Genomic DNA, 19,054 nt, shown 5'->3' with positions numbered 1-19,054 from the left:
GATAGAATCAATTTTATTGGGTTAAAATTATTTCCAAAGCCAAATTTGACAACCATTAATTTTATTATTTCTTAATTTATGCTTGTCTTCTTCTGCTTGACGCTTGCGCTCGTATGGACCTAATACCACTTTATACCAAGTGTTGTGTTTACCCTGTGCCACTTGAATTTTACTTTCGATACCAACAAAGGCCATTTTAGCTTTCAGGGCTTCTGCTTGGGCATTGGTTTTAAACGAGGCGCATTGCATTTTGTATGGGCCTTTTTCTTTTACTTCGTACTCGCCCACTTCAATTTCTTTAGTTTTCAAGTTTTCAACATAGGTCCACTTTTCTTTAGGTGGCTTAGGTAATGTGGTTTCTTTGGCTGCTTTAGTTTTTGTTGCAACGGATGCTTCCACTGTCGGCGTTTTGGTTTTCGGGCTTGTTTTTAAGAACCACAAACCGTAGGCAAAACCAGCAATTAATAGCAACGCGAAAAAACCTATCAGTCTATTTTTTAAAGCAGGCTTGGGTGCAGGTTCAGCCGATTTCTTTTTATAAGGACTGTTTTTGTTTTTTTTTGACGGTGTTCTAGCAATGTAATCTTGGTTTGACATGGACAGCAGGAAAGTCGCGAACAATGGCCGCTATTCTATCCTTAAGTGATTTCTAATTACAAGCTTGATGATTACCAGTTTAAATCTATAGGATCGATATCTAAGCTCCAACGAACTTTACTTTGCCACTCATTATCAGTAATCGCAGCTAATAACTGTAATATTGTGACATGCAACTCTTTTCTAGATTTTGCTTGTAAAATAAGGTGATAGCGATATTTACCTGCTTTTTTTTCCATCGCAGCGGGTACAGGTCCAGCAAACTGACAGTTGATAAGATCAAGTTCGGTTAATTGTCGCAAGAATTTTTCAGGGTAGCTAGGGTAATTTGCTTCTGCACGAATTAACGCTTGAAAACTAAAGGGGGGCAACATTGCTTGTTTTCGCTCAACCAATGCTTGTTTGGCAAAATGTTGGTAGCCGTTATGCACGAGATCTTGAAGTAATGGGTGCTCGGGATAACTTGTTTGTACTAATACTTGCCCCGGCTTACTGGCGCGACCAGCTCGACCTGCTACTTGAATCATCAGTTGTGCCATTTGTTCACTGGCCCGAAAATCAAAGCTAAATAAAGCGCCATCACCATCGAGTACTGCTACTAAGGTAACGTCAGGAAAATGGTGGCCTTTTGCTAGCATTTGCGTGCCAATTAATAGTTGATGTTTCTTATCAGCAATTTCTTGTAATAACCTAGTAAGCTCGCCTTTTTTACGCGTGCTGTCTCTATCTATTCTAACGATACTGACATCTGGGAAAATTTCATGAATACGCTGCTCTAGTTGTTCAGTGCCTTGGCCAACAGGTGCTATTCGGACACTACCACAACTAGGGCATTGTCGTGGTACACGTTTTTGACTGCCACAATGATGACAGATTAACAGTTGTTGCTTTTGATGAAAGGTGTAAGGCTTATCACAGCGTTGGCAATCACATAACCAATGGCACTCTTGACACGTTATGGCCGGCGCATAACCACGACGATTTAAAAACACTAACACTTGCTCACCTCGTGCTAGGGTTTTTGAAATTTCGTGCTTTAAACTCCCTGATAGACCAAATTCCATTTGCTGTTTAGCCACGTCTAATAAGGTTATTTTTGCTTTTTTACTTTTGCCAGCACGGTGACGCAATTGATGGTAGTGGTATTTCCCGGACAAGGCATTTTGTAATGACTCAAAGCTAGGGGTAGCACTACCAAGAATAATAGTAATATTTAATTGTCGGGCACGTAAAATAGCCATATCACGGCCGTGATAACGAAAGCTATCTTGTTGTTTTAATGAGCTGTCATGTTCTTCATCAATGATGATCATGCCCAGTTGATGCAAAGGGGAGAATATGGCAGAGCGCGTGCCAATAATAATAGCAGCACTGCCTTGCTGCGCATTTAACCAAGTGTCTAATCGTTCGGTGTCATTTAGGTTTGAGTGATGCAAACATATAGGCACATTAAAACGTTGTTCGAAGCGCAACAGCGTTTGAGGCGTTAAACCAATTTCAGGAACTATTACCAGCACTTGCTTACTTTTTGCTAATACCGCTTCCATTGCTTGCAGGTAAACTTCTGTTTTACCACTGCCAGTAACACCATCAATTAAATGACAAGAAAACTGCTCAAGTGTTTGGTTTATGGTACTGACAATAACGGCTTGCTCAGTAGATAATACTTGTTTGTTCTCTTGGGCTAGGTTTTCTTTGTGCCAACTGAATTGATGCGGCTGTTGTTTTACTTCACAAATCAAGTCTTTTGCGATTAACGCATTAAGTTGTGTTTTGCTATAACCCAAGGTACGTAATTCCGCCCAACTTGTGCCTTGATGCTTGCTAATTAACTGATACAACGCAAATTGTTTTGGCGCTTTGCTTTCAATTTTTACCAAATGTTCTGCTTTTACGGGGTCAGTTACTGTGACACGTTGAAAAACCATTGGGGGTTTAATATCGACATTTTTTACTTGCCTTAATAGTTTAGGTAAGGCCTGTTGAAATACATCTCCAATGGGATGATGGTAATAATTAGCACATAAGGTTAAGAAGCTAACTAAGGAGTCGCTTAGATGAAAACTATCGTTAAGGCGACTCGCAATGGGCTTTATTTTTTTATTGGCAATGGTGCGTTCATCATCAACAATGGGATCTATGTCAGAGTTGATTGCCATGACAATAGCAATGACCTTTCTCGAGCCAAACGACACAGCAACACGCTCGCCAACTTGAATTGACGGTGCTTGCATCTCCTGAGGTACTTGATAAGTAAATAGCTGCCGCATAGGTACGGGAACAGCAACTTGCACATATTGTTCAGACACGAATGGTAATTGCATTTATAATGATATTTGACCGCTTATCTTATCTTAATATTGTTTTTAATAAAGGCGTTTATTTAGATAATTTTGCGCTGCTTTTGCTTGCAGTTATCGTGGTGATCATTTATTATTCGCCCCCATTATTTTTTAACTACGTATGGTGCTTAGCGTTTAAGCTTTAAAGCAAAACGGCTGAGTGGCGATGCGCCCATTTTCTCGAAAGAGATATAGAGGTCCCCATGAAAGACGGTATTCATCCTGATTATACTGAGTTTAAAGCAACTTGTTCTTGTGGCAATGTGATTACAACTCGTTCAACAGCTAAAAAAGATGTTCATTTAGACGTATGTTCTGAATGTCATCCTTTCTACACTGGTAAGCAAAAAGCGGCTGAAACTGGTGGTCGTGTTGATAAATTCAACAAACGTTTTGGTGCACTTTCTAAGAAGTAAAGTTGCATTAAAAAGTAACAAGCTCGGATTATTCAGTGAACCTAGTTTATTGATATACACCGATGCTTAGTAAGAAAAAGCTTTTGATGTTAATCAAAAGCTTTTTTTTTGATAAATATATATACCCCAAGTATGCCCAAGCCATCTCAATATACTCGTTTGAGTACGACCCTGCGCTTTACACTTCAACTCCACAACCTTTGCCTTTAAGTATAAATTGTCCCGCAACCTTCATCATTTTATTCATAGCCACGTCGCCTGTTGGTGCGATTAGCCGAGCTTGGATACTTAGGCCAATTAGGTTTAATACTAAACAATTCTTGGTCGCTATTTGTTTTCTATGAAATAACCATTTGGTCAATATTATTTATCGAACAATGGGTTTTCGTTAATATAATGTAACAAAATTGTAATGATAGTAGTATAGTATTTATACTTTTCAAACCTAGGGAATATAATAATGAAAAAAGATGAGTTGACCAACGTCAAAAGGGTTAATAAAAAAAATCATAAAAACAGGAGGTTATTAGGGTGTTTTGTTTCTTGCTTAATATCTACCTCGGCTTTTTCTGAAGAAATATGGAAAGAAGACTTCAATGATCCCACTATTGACGGTAAAGGTGCGGTTTTCAATGTTGTTGATATGGAAAATGTGACCAAATGGTCAGTTAATGTTTCGTCTGCAGGATTAACTGCAACTTCTGACTGGTTTAAAGTCAATAACCAGCAGTTTCAAGGCAGAGATTTGGATGGTGTTGCATTTTGGCAAAGTGAAGTAATTTCTATTGTTAACTTTGAACAAATAACCTTAGCCATTGCCGCGAGTGAAACTGGTAACCATGAACCCACTGATTTTTTATCAGTAGAATATTCAATCGATGGTGACACATTTACTTTAGTTCCTAACTGGCAAGGCAAAGGTTCAAGCGATTACACCTTAATAGATGACTTTGAAACACAGCAAATAACCACAGAAATTGCAGAAGGTTCAAGTTTAGTTGTTCGAATAAGCATGAAAAACAATGCCGGCTCAGAATATATTAATTTTGATGAGGTGATTGTTTCAGGACAAGCTAAATCTGATGGTGAAATACCGCCAGATGATGGCACTCCACCCGAGGACGAAACCACTATAAGCAATGCTTGTTATAATTGCCCTGATTTAACTAAGGTTGCGTCAAGCAATGATTTTAATGATGCTATTTATTACGCTAATGCTATTGAGGCGATAAATGCAGGACAAAGCGTTGCAGAGATAAAAACGATAATTTCTGCCATTACTGCAACAAACCACCAAGTGTTATCTTATTCAGAGGTTTGGACGGCATTGACACAAACAGATGAAGACCCTACCAATAGCGACAATGTTATCTTAATTTATAAAGGTAACTCTATTGCAAAGTTCTCAAATGGTAGTGGTTCGCAATCATCAAACCCTGATAATTGGAACCGTGAACATGTTTGGGCCAAAAGCCATGGTTTTCCTAGCTCAAGTGCCTCAGCATATACTGATATTCATCACTTACGTCCGGCCGATATTTCAGTAAATTCTGCACGCGGCAATTTAGATTTTGATTTTAGTGATAGCGAATTAGCTGAAGCGCCAGAAAATAAGGTGGATAGTGATTCATTTGAGCCCAGAGCTCAAGTGAAAGGGGATATCGCTCGGATGACATTTTATATGGATGTTCGTTATCAAGGCGATGATTCACAAACACCCAACCTTAATTTAGTGAATACCTTAACCTCTGTCGGTGAAGCTAAACTAGGAAAATTGTGTGCGTTATTAGCTTGGCATGAAGCCGATCCTGTTGATGAATATGAGCGAAATCGCAACAATAAAATATATGAATTTCAAGGAAACCGTAACCCGTTTATTGATCATCCTGAGTGGGTAGAAAAAATATTTGACCTAGATTGTAGTAGTGAAACTGACCCAGTTGACCCAGTTGACCCAGTTGACCCAGTTGACCCAGTTGACCCAATTCCTTCTGGCGCTGGATTATTTTTCTCAGAGTACGTTGAAGGCAGTAGTTACAATAAAGCGATTGAAATTTTTAACCCTACTGATGCAACAATATCACTAGCGGGGTGGGCTTTTAATCAGTATTCAAATGGTTCAACAGAGCCAACAGCCACGCTTTCGCTAACCGGTGAAATTGCCAGTCAAGATGTACTGGTAATCGGCTCTAGCCAAATTACTGCTGACAGTGCGTTAAAGGCATATGTTGATGTGTTCTCAAGTGCTATTAACTTTAATGGCGATGACTATATTGAGTTAACTCTCGATGGCAACGTTGTTGATAGTTTTGGTACCAAAGGGGTTCGTCAATCTTGGGCAGCTAATGTAACTTTAGTTAGACTACCAACAATTTCGACAGGAGATACGATTACTAACGATGAATTTGACAAAAGCATTGAATGGCAAAGTCATGCAAGTAATAGCTTTAGTTATTTAGGTAGCCATGAGTTTAATGGTGTTAGTGATGAACCCGAGCTTGAACTTGGTATGTGTAAAGACCCTGCAACATTCATCAGCAATGTGCAGGGTAGTGATATTGCCTCACCATTGATTGGCCAGCGGTTAATTGTTGAAGCGGTTGTCACGGCAATAGCCAATGATTTGTCTGGTTTCTTCATACAAGAAGAAGTTAGTGATAATGATGACGACAGTCAAACGTCAGAAGCTATTTTTGTTGATCTAAACAGTCAAGGTGATATGCCAGCGGTTGATCAGCTAGTCCGTGTTTTAGGTGATGTTAAAGAGTTTTATAACCGAACTCAATTATCACTCTCTCAACCTTATCTTGATTGTGGTGCAGCAACCGCTATCGAAGCATCAGAACTTACATTACCCGTTAATAGTTTTAACGATTTTGAAGCACTTGAAGGAATGTTGGTCACTAATCGCCAATCGCTTAAAGTGACAGATCATTATAACTTAGGTAAATATGGAGAATTTGCAGTTGCAAGTAGTCGTTTAATTAAACCAACTAACTTATTTGCACCTAACAGTGCTAATGCGATTGCATTAATTGACTCAAATGCTCGTAATATTTTGTACGTAGATGACATGAGTAATGAGAAAAACTCAAATGAAGTGCCATTTCCTACTGGCAGCTTAGCTTACAACAACACTTTGAGGCTAGGTGATTCTGTTAGTCAATTAACGGGTATTCTTGATTATAGTTATCAAAAATTTAGAGTTCGCCCATCGACCGCTCCGGTATTTAGTTCAACTAATGCCCGTCAAACAGCGCCAAATTACTCTACAGAAAGTGATCTACGTGTAGCTAGCTTTAATGTATTAAATTACTTCAACGGTGATGGTCAAGGGGCTGGTTTTCCAACCTCGCGTGGTGCTAGTAGCTATGAAGAGTTTGTGCGTCAAAATGATAAAATAGTTAATGCCATTGCAGAAATTAATGCCGACATTATTGGCTTAATGGAAATTGAAAATGATGGTTTTGGTGAGTTATCAGCGATAGCTGAATTAACAAGTAACTTAAATAATGTTATGGGAGCGGGCACCTATCAATATGTTTCGCTTGATGCAGATAGAATAGGTGGAGATAAAGTTACTGTTGGTATGCTATACAAGCCAAGTAAAGTGGCAACCGTGAATAACGGGGCAACAACCGAGCAAGTGCCATTTGATTATGGCAATAGACCGCCATTAGTACAATCATTTAAAGCGGTAGCCGATGATACGGTATTTACGGTAGCGGTTAATCATTTAAAAGCAAAAGCCGGTTGTAGCAGTGCTACGGGTAATAATGTTGACTTAGGCGACGGTCAAGGTTGTTGGAATGAACTGCGCACCCAAGCAGCAACGGCTTTCCTAAGTTGGTTATCGACTAACCCAACCAATGTCGATCAATCAAACATAATTGTTATTGGCGATATGAATTCTTATGCGAAAGAAGATCCAATTAGCGTATTTATCTCAAACCAATATCAAGATTTGCTTGCTAAACATCAAGGGGTGAATGCCTACACCTATTCATATGCAGGTGAAGTGGGCTCTTTAGACCATGCTTTAGCAACACCTGCAATGGCCGCGATGGTCGATGATGCACAAGTGTGGCACATAAATGCTGATGAACCCCATGTGTTTGATTACAACATAGAGTCAAAGTCAAGCGAGCAATTATCCAAGTATTATGGCGCTGATGCATTTAGAGCATCAGATCATGACCCTGTGGTTATTTCCTTTAGCTTACCAAAAGCGCAAGCGTTAATTGGTGATTTTGATGGTGATCAAGACATTGACAGGTCAGATATTACGTTGTTCACGCAACGATTGCGTGCAGGTGAACAATTTGGTTTGGAATATGATTTTAACTTTGACGGCATGGTGAACTTATACGATGCCAGGGCACTTATGACAAAATGTACGCGTTCACGCTGTGCAATATAACTAGGAGATATAATGAAAAATTTATTAATAGCAACCCTTTTTATGCTGGTTAGCATTAATGCTAATGCAACATTGATTACCACAGTATTTGATCATGATACTTTTAATATTGGTGATACGGTCAGCGCCTATATTCAAGTGCAAGATATTGAAGCCGATGCATTAGGGTTTCAAAAATTGATTTCAGGCTTTGGTATTAGCTTAGCTTATGATGAAAGCTTGCTAGCAATTAGCTCGTTTGGTTTTGGTGATAAATTAAATGTAGATCCTTTTGGACCAAGCACACAAAATTTCAATGATGCTGTATTGGGGCAATTGGTTATGAGCGAACTTAGCTTTGCTTGGTTTGATGATTTATTTGCTGCGCAATCAGCTTTTGAAGAATTTAACTTAATAACCATTAATTTTGTTGCCTTAACGCAAGGTGATGCAAATTTTAATATTTTATCTGCAGCACTAGCCGATGATTTTGGTTCAAGTTTTTCTAACTTGCAAGTACTTGATAGTAGTGTAAGTATTGTTGGAGCAACCCAGGTGCCAGAGCCAAGTTCAATGGGGTTAATGCTACTGGCTTTGTTGTTAGTAACTCGTTTACCCACCAAAGTAGCTAAGCGGTAATATGAGTAATACCCCAGTAAACCCCCTTCATTTTTTGTGAAGAGATTTCCAGTAAAGTCCTAGGTTGCATACTAGGACTTTTTTTTGTAATAAATTAGCCCGATTGCTACTACTGGAATAATTCGAGCAACAATGCTCAGTCTTATCCTGCCAAACTCTTTGTTTTTTTGTTTTTTTGTTTTTTAGCTTTTTATCGCCATAACAAAAAATATAACCGTTCAGCTTTAAACCCTTTTTTGACATACTGCATCTAACTATTAAACAACAATTAACAGAGTATGAATTTTTGAATAACGCTAAGGTCATTGATGCCAACAAGTTGTTTGTCAGCGCTCAAGAGCAAGAGTGGATTACTCAAGCACAGCAGGGCTCGCAAATCGCTTTTCATCAGCTTTATCAAAGGCATCACCGGCAAGTCTATGCCTTGTGTTGGCGTATGCTTGCAGACAAAGACAGCGCAGAAGATGTTTGCCAAGAAGTGTTTGTGGTGTTGTGGCAAAAAATCACCAACTTTCGTGGTGAAAGTAAATTTAGTACATGGCTGCACAGTGTTACCAGTAATGTTGTTCTAAGTCATATTCGTAAACAAAAGAATTGGTTCCAACGAGTTTTTAGCATTGAAGAGCAAACAAATTACTCATTACCTGATGAAGCAGCGGTGGAGTTAGATGATTCATCTGAGCTAGAAGTACTAGACAAACATATAGCTCAACTGCCAGAGCGAGCGCGGTTGGTTTTTGTATTGTTTGCCGTCGAAGGCTATCGGCATGAGGAAATAGCAACCATGTTAAGTATGGCGGTAGGCTCAAGTAAATCGCAATATCACAGAGCCAGAACACTATTGAAACAAGCTATGAGCGAAGCAGCAGTTGTAGGAGGTTATGATGAATAAGCAGGTATCAGATCAAACGTTGGCGTCTGAGGTCAGAAAGCTGCCGAAAGATATGCAACCACAGCGTGATTTATGGCCAGGGATTGAGCGCGCTATTCAACATAAAAATCAACGCGTTCAACATACAGATAAGCAACAAAGTCTGCCGCCTATGGCATGGGCGGCGTCAATTATCGCTGCCGTATTGGTTGCTTGGATTTCTTTTGCGCCGACAAGCACTAATATAACACCAGATTTAGTATCGAATCACTCAGAACAAGCCGCGCTTAATAGCGATGTACTGGTAAAGGCCATGCAAACAAATTTTCAGCAACAAAAACAGGCAATGTTAGTGAGTTATGGCAAACCTGATATGTCTAATCTGCCGGTCACCATGCAAAATCAATTAGAGGAGTTAGCGCAAGCACGTAAGACAATAGAAAAAGCGCTCAAGGCAGACGCCAATAATGTCGATTTACTTAATTTATTGCGCTTCACCCAGCAACAAGAATTGAATTTGTTACAACAGTTATATCCGTACATGAATAACAATAACGTGCACTGGCAATCAATTTAGTCAGTTCGGTTCAAGATGACAAGTTTTGTCAAAAGATAGTAGAAATAACATAATTTTGAGGTTTATATGAATAAGGTAAATAAGTACATGGTGGCAGCACTAACCAGTGTTAGTCTGTTTTTTACCCCAGTAAGTTTAGCGGGTGAAAAAGTCGATGCAACTTTGCCAAGTGCTGGCGTTAATACGGTTACCGTTGAAAATTTAAGTGGAGATGTGACCATTATTGGCTGGGACGACGCCGTTGTTAAGGTCAAAGGTGAGCTTGATGATAACGCGGAAAAAATAATATTTGAACAAACGGGTAAAACAATTACTATTAAAGTGGATATGCCTAATCGAGGTAGTTGGAACTCTAAAGGTTCAAAGTTAATTATTCATATGCCTACAGATCTTAGGCTGAATTTTGAGAGTGTTTCTAGCGATGTTGAATTGGAAAATTTAACCAATAACGTAGCGGTTAAAACGGTTAGCGGTGATATCAAGGCAACAAAGCTTAATAATCGCATTGAACTTATTAGTGTCAGCGGCAACATCAGCACCAAGTCGTTACAAGGGGATATTAACTTGTCGTCAGTCAGCGGTGATATTAAAGATAAAGACTCAAAAGGAGTGATCTATTTTCAAGCGGTAAGTGGTGAAATTAACGTTAGTTCACAAGCCCATGAAGTATCTATAAATAATATTTCAGGTAATAGTGAATTAAACTTAGCAGAGGTTGATGAATTCAAAGCCTCTACGGTTAGTGGTGATACTGAAGTGCGGTTATCCCTTAAACCCAATGCAGCGGTCAAGGCTTCAACGGTTAGTGGCTCTCTTGAGTTTGACTTTCAAAACAAGGTATCAGCTGACTTTCGTTTAAAAGCCAATGCCGGTGGCGATTTGATCAACAAACTCACTAATCAAAAGGCCGACCGTGCTAAATATGGCCCCAGCTCAAAACTGTTTTTTCAAACGGGTGATGCTAATGGCTCCGTAAGAGTTAACACTGTCAGTGGTGAGGTAACGGTTAAATAAAGCTTAGAAAACGTTTATCAAATAAAAAGCAGGCAGTAATATCCTGCTTTTTATGTTTTTAATCCTCTATTTTTTTCGTCATTTCTGCTACATTAACCCACTTAAACTTTTACACTCTTCTTTTTCAATAAGGCTCAGTAAATGGCAGAAAGAAAACCCGGTAAATTTGCCAAAGAAAGGCAGTTTATCAAAGATAAACAAATTGATGACTTAAAAACACCCCCTCATTCGTTAGAAGCTGAGCAGTCAGTGCTGGGTGGCTTGTTACTGGATAACGAAACTTGGGATCGTGTTGCAGAAAAAACAGTCGCCGAGGATTTTTATACGCGCTCACACCGCCTTATTTTTGAAACTATAGGTCAATTAATCGAGTTGGGTGAGCCTGTTGATTTAATTACTCTCTCTGAAGCACTCGAAAACGATCAAAAGCTTGATGATGCCGGTGGGTTTGTTTATCTCGCAGAGATGATGAAAAACACGCCAAGTGCTGCCAATATCACTGCATACGCTGACATTGTTCGTGAACGTGCAGTCACACGTGAAATGATATCAGTTGCGAACGAATTGGCTGAGGCTGGTTATGATACCCAAGGACGCAGCAGCGCCGAGTTGTTAGACTTTGCTGAAACCAAGGTATTTGCAATTGCGGAAAAACGTGCCAACAAATCTGAAGGGCCAGAAAGCCTTCATTCGGTATTGGAAAAAACCGTTGATCGCATTGAGAAGCTTTGCTCAACAGAAACAGGTGGTGTAACTGGCGTACCCAGTGGTTTTGCTGATTTGGATAAAATGACCGCTGGCTTGCAAAAATCTGACTTAATTATTGTTGCTGCACGTCCGTCAATGGGTAAAACAACCTTTGCGATGAACTTGGCTGAACATGCGGCGATGACACAAGAGTATCCTGCGTTGATATTTAGTTTAGAGATGCCTGCTGATCAAATTATGATGCGGATGCTGGCATCGTTAGGACGGATCGATCAGACTAAAATTCGTACCGGTCAATTAGATGATGAAGATTGGGCTCGATTGTCTTCGACCATGGGGCTGTTGATTGAAAATGGTAAAATGTTTATTGATGATGCTGCTGGTTTAACGCCTACTGAAGTGCGCTCAAGAGCAAGACGTATTCATAGGGATCATGGTGGTATTTCATTAATTATGATCGATTACCTACAACTGATGCGTGCACCACAGTTTTCTGATAACCGTACCTTAGAGATTGCTGAAATTTCTCGTTCACTCAAGGCGTTAGCTAAAGAGCTACAAGTACCTGTAGTTGCGCTCTCTCAGCTAAACCGTGGTCTAGAGCAACGTAGTGATAAGCGGCCAATTAACTCTGATTTACGTGAATCAGGCTCAATTGAGCAAGATGCTGATTTAATTATGTTTATTTACCGTGATGAGGTTTATCACGATGATAGTGAATTTAAAGGCATGGCGGAAATCATCATAGGTAAACAACGTAATGGCCCCATTGGACGAGTTCCATTAACCTTCCAAGGTCAATTCTCACGTTTTGACAATTACGCTGGACCCCATGTTTTAGAAGAGGATTAACCTGTTTATATTTGTGAGTATTATTTCTTTATAGGCCAAGGTGCAACGTAACACAATGACCTTAATTTGGCAGAGTACCACTCATATTTCAAGCATTCCAAGGTCAATTCTCACGTTTTGATAATTACGCTGGACCCCATGTTTTAGAAGAGGATTAGTAAACTAATATACGTTATTCACCATGGATGGTGGCGACGATAGTGCGGCTACTTGCGTGATCTCTATGTTCACCTAAATATATGCCTTGCCAAATACCTAGGTTTAAACGCCCTTTGGTGATAGGAATACTAAGACTCGAACCCAGCAAACTTGATTTTATATGGGCGGGCATATCATCATCACCCTCGTAAGTATGTTGATAATAAGGCGCTCGCTCAGGGGCGATGATATTAAAGTGCTTTTCCATATCACTGCGAACGGTTGGGTCGGCATTTTCATTAATTGTTAACGAAGCGGAAGAGTGTTTAATAAATAAATGAAGTATGCCGCATTTGATTTTACCTAAACTAGTCAGTTGCTGTAAAAGCTCATCAGTAATTAAATGAAAACCGCGTTGTTTTGCTGATAAGGTAACTTCCCGTTGTTGCCACATAATCTATATCAAACCTCTTATTTTTATTAGTACCATTGGTGTACCCATCTATTATTGTACAAAAAGATACAAGGATTATATTGACCCCTAGGTCAGTCGTTGTCAAAGTAACAGTATTCAAATATTGTTATAAATTACTCGCTAGCATAATCAACTTGGTATTAGCTAGTTTTAAGGATCTTTACATGAGTTGTTTTCGTGTTCTCACATTGTGGTTGGCAATCTTATTTGTATTGTCGTCAATGATTAGCTCGTCAGTTAGTTATGCGGCGACACTGGTTACCGCAGAAGTTGCCAGCCGTTTATTGATGAATCCAACGCGAAGCTCTCCAGCTGTGGTGGTAAGCTTGAATCAAGGTCATATCCCCGCACAAACCTCTGGTGTGATAAGCGAGATGCGGGCTAAAGTGGGTGATACCTTTAATCAAGGAGAAATCCTAGCGCGTGTTGATTGTATTGATAATAACGCTAAATTAACCATTGAGCATGCTCAGTTTTCTCAAGCAAAAACGCAGTTATTGCTAAATAAACGTGAATTAGTACGTGGCGAAGAACTCGTAAAAGCCAAAAATATAGGGGAAGCTGAGCTAGATAGATTATTAAGTGCAGTAACAACAGCCGAGTCATTATTAAAAGTGCAACAAGCCTTATTAGATATGGCCAAACTCAATGTTGAACGTTGCAGCATAAAAGCGCCATTCGACGGCGTTGTTACACAGCGAATTGCTAGTGTCGGCGAAATGATTAGTTATGGAAAGCCTGTTATCGAAATGGTCGAGGTTAATGACTTAGAAGTTTCCGCGAAAATTGCTAACAGTGATGAGTCGAGCTTTAATGGGGCTAGCGCCTATCTATTTGATGTTGGCTCAACGCAATATCAGGTAGCGTTGCGTACGATATTACCGGTTATACAAAGTAACGAGAAGAGTCGAGAAGCACGTTTTGTATTCACTGATAACAAAGCAATACCGGGCAGCACAGGACGCTTACGTTGGCAGAGTGAGATGTCGTACTTACCTGCGCACTTATTGTTAAAACGTGATGGAAAAAGAGGTTATTTTATTGTTGAGCAACTAGGGGATAAAAATAGTGCAAAGTTTATTGCGGTAAGCTCCGCAGAAGAAGGCCGCCCCTTGGCGTTTAATATGACACCAAATACTAGAATAATCACCGAGGGCCGCCATGGTTTGAACGATGGTGATGAAATTGAAGTAACCAAACAAATTAAGATAAGTCATGGAGACAAATCATAATGTGGTTACGTAATCTCATTCAAAACCATGTATTAACTAATTTGTTTTTCGTGCTTATTTTAGTTATGGGCGCTGTAGTATATCAACAACTTCCTCGCGAACAAGATCCGTCAATTAATTTCAATTGGGTGCAAATAACCACCTTTTTACCTGGCGCTTCAGCAAAAGATGTTGAGCAAAAAATTACCGACGTTATAGAAGAGTCGGTGGAAAAAATTCAAGATATTAAATTTGTTTCAAGTACCAGTCGAGAAGCGTTATCGAGTATTTTAGTCAGATTTCACGATATGGATGAACGACAGTTTGATAAACGTGTTGCCGATTTGCGTCGAGAAATTAGTAATGTAGAAGATCAAATGCCAGCAGAGGCAGAAAGGCCGACCATCTTTGAAGTCACCTCAGCCAATGCGTTCCCAACTGCGACAGTTGTGGTGTCAGGTATTGCCGATGATGAAAACTTAAGACGCCAGGCACGGGCATTAGAAAAAGATTTGGCGCGTATTTCGGGGGTTGATCGTGTCCAAGACACTGGGCTGCGAGACCCTGAAATTCATGTACGGTTTGATATTAATAAAATGCAGCAGCTGGGCATTTCGCCAGTAACTATCGCAAACTCTATTCGCGCATTTTTTACTGATACCTCAGCTGGTACAGCACGTATAGCTAAAGATCAATGGTTGGTAAGAATACAAGGAACCACTACTAATCCCGATGTCTTGGCGCAGTTACCCATTTTAACCGCTGATGGGGCAACGTCTGAGCTGAGACTAACGGATGTTGCCGAGGTCGTTAGAACACGTGCTAAAGCTGATAGAGTTGTCAGCTTTGAGGGGCGTCCAGCTGTTTTGTTTGCGGTAATGAAACAAGAAAGCACCAATACGCTAGAGCTTGTTGAACGTGTAGACCAGTTTATAAAAGACCGCAATAAAGTCGGCCAAGCCTTGGGTGTAGAGTTTACCTTGGTGGACGATCAAACCCTTATCACTAAAAACGCGTTAAGCATAATGCAAACCAATGCGATTTATGGCTTATTTTTTGTGTTGCTTGTCACCTGGTTTTTTTTAGGGGGGCGCGTTAGCCTCTTGGTGACTATCGGTATTCCATTCACGCTTGCAGGCACTTTTGTAGTTTTGCAAGCCTTAGATCAAACCCTAAATACTTCGGTGTTATTAGCCATTGTCATCGCATTAGGTATGTTAGTTGATGATGCAGTGGTGGTGGTTGAGTCAATCTATTACAAGCTAAGACAAGGCTTACAAGGTATAGATGCGGCTTGGACCGGCTTACAAGATGTTATCAGGCCAGTGACAGCCTCAGTGTTAACCACAATGGCTGCTTTTTTACCTCTGATGTTATTGCCAGGTATTTTAGGTAAATTTATGATGGTCATCCCGCTGGTGGTAACCGTTGCTTTAGCCTTCAGCTTAGTTGAGGCTTATTGGATGTTACCAGGCCATATTATGGCGGCCAAGGTTGATTTTGATAAACCCAGCCGTATGGATGATATTCGTCAAAGCATTATTCATAAACTCAAAATAAAATACGGTTTTGGTTTGTTACGGGTGATGCGTCATCCTAAAAAAACACTCGCAGGGATGGTGTTATTGTTAGTTATGGCTATTGGCTCTATTGCTGCTGGGCTTATTCGTACCGACTTTTTTGCTGCTGACACTATTCGTTTGTTTTATGTCAACGTAGAAATGCCGCCAACCAGTTCGCTGCAAGATACCATGGCGAAGGTACAAGAAATTGAAGGTCTTACTATTGCTGGACTAAATGAAGCAGAAACACGATCTGTGGTCAGTTATGCCGGACAAACCTTCACTGAAATGGCGCCTTTATTTGGTGACCATTTAGGGCAAGTACTGGTGTCACTTAATCCTAAAACAGATGAGTTGAGATCGGTTGAAACGCTCATTGAAGACACCCGAACAGCACTTTCTTCGGTTGTTGGCCCGGTAAATATTTCATTTTTGAAATTAGCTGGTGGCCCGCCTACTAGTAAACCTGTGAGTGTCAAAGTACGTGGTGATAATTATGAAGAACTGCGTTTGGCTACAGATGCCTTAACTGCATTTGTTAAAGCTGATGCTCGTTATAAAGATGTATCTGATGATGACTCAAAAGGTCGGTTTGGCTTGCAACTTAGGTTAAATGCGGATGCAATCAATCGATTTGGTGTAGCACCAACTGATGTTCAACGCGCTATTAAAATGTTGATCGATGGTGAGATTGTGAGTTATGTGCAGGAAGAGGGCGATCGCGTTGCGCTGCGAGTAAAGTCTACAGCATCTGAAATTAATCAATTTGAAAATGTTGATACGTTACTGCAGTTAACGCTGCCAACACCCTATGGCACAAGTATAGAATTACGTGATTTGGTCGATGTTGAAACAGTGCAAGTAAAAAGTAATATAAGACATTACAACTTTAAACGCACCATTACTTTAGAGTCTGATATCGACAAACAATTGATGGATACTGTTGAAGCTAATGCGCTAATTCTAGCGCATTGGCAAACCATATCAGCAAGTTTTCCTAATACCTCGTTAGATTTTTCAGGGGAACTTGATGATATTCAAGAAAGTATTGATGCAATTGGTGTGTTGTTTTTGTTTGGTATTGGTTTAATGTACTTGATTCTCAGTACGCAATTTCAAAGTTACTTTCAACCCTTAATGATTTTGTTAACAGTGCCGTTAGCCTTTGTTGGCGTTACTTTAGGATTACTGGTATCGAGTCATCCCTTAAGCTTGTTCACCATGTATGGAATTGTTGCTCTAGCAGGTATTGCAGTTAATTCTTCAATAGTATTGATCTCGACAGCAAACGACAATATTAACAAAGGGATGAGCTTAACACATGCTACCTTCTATGCCGCACGTCGACGCATGTTGCCTATTATCATTACCACGTTAACAACAGTCGCTGGTTTGTTTTCGTTAGCATCAGGTTTAGGGGGACACTCATTGGTATGGTCGCCGGTGGCAACATCAATTGTGTGGGGATTAATTTTTTCATCTTTTTTAACGATGTTTGCTATTCCTGCCTTATATCAATTAGTGATGCGTCGTGCGTACAATAAAACAAAGTTAAACAATACATAACTGGATATGTTTAGAATACTCGCTAAAAAGCTTTATCTAGCACAGTTTTGGCTTGTTGAATTTTATTAAAGGCTTGGTTACTACCGCCTTTATCTGGATGGTGTTTTTGTACCAGCTGGAGATAGCGGGTTTTAACCATTTTAGCGTCAGCATTTGCTGGTAAATTTAGCACTGCCAGTGCAGCATTTTTTTCATCTTGCGCGAGATACTTTTGCCAAAAGGATGTGAGCATACCCTCTATTTGAGCTTTTTGCGTGTCAAAATAATGTTTTGAATTTAAGTAATAACTTTCCAGAGGATCTGTAGAGTCAAGAGAGGTTGGTGATGACTCACTTAAAGCTTTCACCTCATTTATAGTGATTCTTTGTATTTGTATCGCACTAATGACAAGCCTATATTTTTGAGATAATTGATACTGCTTTTTTAACTGGTAAAGCGCGTGCATACACAAAAAGTGCGCATTAAATAAATCTTTGCTATCCGCTAAGCTAAAGGTTTCAAAAGGCGAGATTTTTTGAGTTTGTAAATGTTTAATAATTTGATGTTCATTGCTCAATGGATAGCATTGCATGAAGCGTTCTAGTTCATGGAGTATGGGAGTTAAATAGCGATTTAAAGTCTGCATTCGAGTCTCTGCTATGCTTGTACTTTTATTGTACCTTGTTGTTGTCATTTAGTAATTATTTTAATGATCCTATAATCGATTGAATGCCGCTATAGCATGCGGAATAAATAGCTTGATCAGCGCTAAATGCTTGCTGTCGTTTTGATAGCGTGCGTACAGTGTTTTAAATATACCGGCCTCACCAATACGTTTTGTTTGAACGAGCGATTGCTTAGTTAAGCTGTTAACTAACCACTTGGGCAGGGTGGCAATTCCCATATTGGCGGCAACCATTTGTAATATCATATGACTATTGGCAACGTGTTTAATGGCTTTTGGTTTAGTGAGTTCATTATTATCAATACTTTTATTTAAAAATAGCTTAAATATATCTAACTTTTCAGCTTTAACTGGATAGGTCAGCAGTACTTGCTGATTAAAATCTTCGGTGGTGAGAAACGCTTGCTGGTGCAAGTTTTTGGCGCTACCTAGGTTGTGATGTGTTTTAGCAAAAACGGCAACCACTTCAAACGTACCAAGCGCTTGGTAAGTATAGTTTTCATTAACACACTTTTCATCAGTAAAAACTATATCCGCAGTTGTTTGTTTTTTATCTTGATGAGCAAAAATTTGCTCCAAGAATTCAATGGTTAGCTCAGGGTGTTGCTTGGTAAACTGTTCAGTAACAGGCAAAAGCCACTGAAAACAAGCGTGACAGTCCATTGAAATACTTAACTTAGTCTCAGTTTTGTTTACCTGCTTTAGTGCTAACAGCGAGTGATTAATTTTTGGCAAGATATCATGGGCTAATGATAGTAATATTTCACCTTCAGTGGTGAATTGCACCGGAGACGTATTACGGATAAATAATGGCGTATTCAATCGTTGCTCTAAATCTTTTAGTTGGTGTGATAACGCTGACTGGCTTATAAATAGTGTCTCCGCCGCTTTTCTAATGTTACCTGCCGCTTCTATGCTTGATAGTGTTTTTAAGTGCTTTATTTCGAACATAATGAGATTTTTTCATATCCTTATTGAATTATTTGCGCTTGTGCTTTGTGCTCATGGTTTTTAAAGTATAAC

At 39.6% G+C, this 19,054-nt stretch carries 14 protein-coding genes; 9 read left to right on the top strand and 5 right to left on the bottom strand.

Annotated elements, in window-relative coordinates:
• Window positions 1-27: 27 nt before the first annotated feature.
• Window positions 28-597 carry an SPOR domain-containing protein gene (locus ABXG98_RS11125; RefSeq protein ID WP_353538755.1) on the bottom strand — a complete coding sequence of 190 codons (570 nt, stop codon included), beginning with the start codon at window positions 595-597 and terminating at the stop codon, window positions 28-30.
• A 71-nt stretch (window positions 598-668) separates the two neighbouring features.
• Window positions 669-2,921, bottom strand: a complete 2,253-nt coding sequence (priA, locus tag ABXG98_RS11120; protein ID WP_353538754.1) for a primosomal protein N' — start codon at window positions 2,919-2,921, stop codon at window positions 669-671.
• A 221-nt stretch (window positions 2,922-3,142) separates the two neighbouring features.
• Between priA and rpmE the strand changes: the two genes are divergently transcribed.
• The 7 genes from rpmE to dnaB all read left to right on the top strand — a co-directional run bounded on the left by rpmE (window position 3,143) and on the right by dnaB (window position 12,415).
• Window positions 3,143-3,355 carry a 50S ribosomal protein L31 gene (gene rpmE / locus ABXG98_RS11115; protein ID WP_353538753.1) on the top strand — a complete coding sequence of 71 codons (213 nt, stop codon included), beginning with the start codon at window positions 3,143-3,145 and terminating at the stop codon, window positions 3,353-3,355.
• Between the two features lie 460 nt (window positions 3,356-3,815).
• A complete protein-coding gene (locus tag ABXG98_RS11110; RefSeq protein WP_353538752.1) occupies window positions 3,816-7,775 on the top strand; it encodes an ExeM/NucH family extracellular endonuclease in 3,960 nt (1,319 codons plus the stop codon).
• A 12-nt stretch (window positions 7,776-7,787) separates the two neighbouring features.
• The gene (locus tag ABXG98_RS11105) at window positions 7,788-8,393 is read left to right on the top strand and encodes a hypothetical protein (protein WP_353538751.1); all 606 of its coding nucleotides are present in this window, start codon (window positions 7,788-7,790) and stop codon (window positions 8,391-8,393) included.
• Between the two features lie 286 nt (window positions 8,394-8,679).
• Complete coding sequence (locus ABXG98_RS11100) at window positions 8,680-9,285, top strand: RNA polymerase sigma factor (protein ID WP_502901555.1); 606 nt, start codon at window positions 8,680-8,682, stop codon at window positions 9,283-9,285.
• Window positions 9,278-9,841 carry a hypothetical protein gene (locus ABXG98_RS11095; RefSeq protein ID WP_353538750.1) on the top strand — a complete coding sequence of 188 codons (564 nt, stop codon included), beginning with the start codon at window positions 9,278-9,280 and terminating at the stop codon, window positions 9,839-9,841. The genes ABXG98_RS11100 and ABXG98_RS11095 overlap by 8 nt, the downstream gene beginning before the upstream one ends.
• A 66-nt stretch (window positions 9,842-9,907) precedes the next feature.
• Complete coding sequence (locus tag ABXG98_RS11090; protein ID WP_353538749.1) at window positions 9,908-10,855, top strand: DUF4097 family beta strand repeat-containing protein; 948 nt, start codon at window positions 9,908-9,910, stop codon at window positions 10,853-10,855.
• 141 nt (window positions 10,856-10,996) lie between these two features.
• A complete protein-coding gene (dnaB, locus tag ABXG98_RS11085) occupies window positions 10,997-12,415 on the top strand; it encodes a replicative DNA helicase (RefSeq protein WP_353538748.1) in 1,419 nt (472 codons plus the stop codon).
• Between the two features lie 172 nt (window positions 12,416-12,587).
• Here the strand turns inward: dnaB and ABXG98_RS11080 are convergent, their stop codons facing one another.
• Window positions 12,588-13,007, bottom strand: coding sequence for a secondary thiamine-phosphate synthase enzyme YjbQ (locus tag ABXG98_RS11080; RefSeq protein WP_353538747.1), 420 nt, complete (start codon window positions 13,005-13,007; stop codon window positions 12,588-12,590).
• Window positions 13,008-13,192: 185 nt separating this feature from the next.
• On the opposite strand from ABXG98_RS11080, the gene ABXG98_RS11075 reads away from it, so the two are divergent.
• Window positions 13,193-14,260 (top strand): efflux RND transporter periplasmic adaptor subunit, encoded by a 1,068-nt coding sequence (locus ABXG98_RS11075; protein WP_353538746.1) that lies wholly within the window; start codon window positions 13,193-13,195, stop codon window positions 14,258-14,260.
• Window positions 14,260-17,367, top strand: coding sequence for an efflux RND transporter permease subunit (locus tag ABXG98_RS11070; RefSeq protein WP_353538745.1), 3,108 nt, complete (start codon window positions 14,260-14,262; stop codon window positions 17,365-17,367). Before ABXG98_RS11075 ends, ABXG98_RS11070 begins: the two co-directional genes overlap by 1 nt.
• 22 nt (window positions 17,368-17,389) lie before the next feature.
• Here ABXG98_RS11070 and ABXG98_RS11065 read toward each other — a convergent pair whose 3' ends face one another.
• Both ABXG98_RS11065 and ABXG98_RS11060 read right to left on the bottom strand, forming a co-directional pair.
• On the bottom strand, window positions 17,390-17,992 hold the full coding sequence (locus ABXG98_RS11065) for a DNA-J related domain-containing protein (protein WP_353538744.1): 603 nt from the start codon (window positions 17,990-17,992) through the stop codon (window positions 17,390-17,392).
• 69 nt (window positions 17,993-18,061) lie between these two features.
• Window positions 18,062-18,982 (bottom strand): LysR substrate-binding domain-containing protein, encoded by a 921-nt coding sequence (locus ABXG98_RS11060; RefSeq protein WP_353538743.1) that lies wholly within the window; start codon window positions 18,980-18,982, stop codon window positions 18,062-18,064.
• Between the last annotated feature and the right edge of the window lie 72 nt (window positions 18,983-19,054).

This window comes from Colwellia sp. KU-HH00111 (assembly GCF_040362745.1).
Taxonomy (GTDB): Bacteria; Pseudomonadota; Gammaproteobacteria; order Enterobacterales; family Alteromonadaceae; genus Colwellia.
This window is presented reverse-complemented; position numbering and strand designations above follow the sequence as displayed.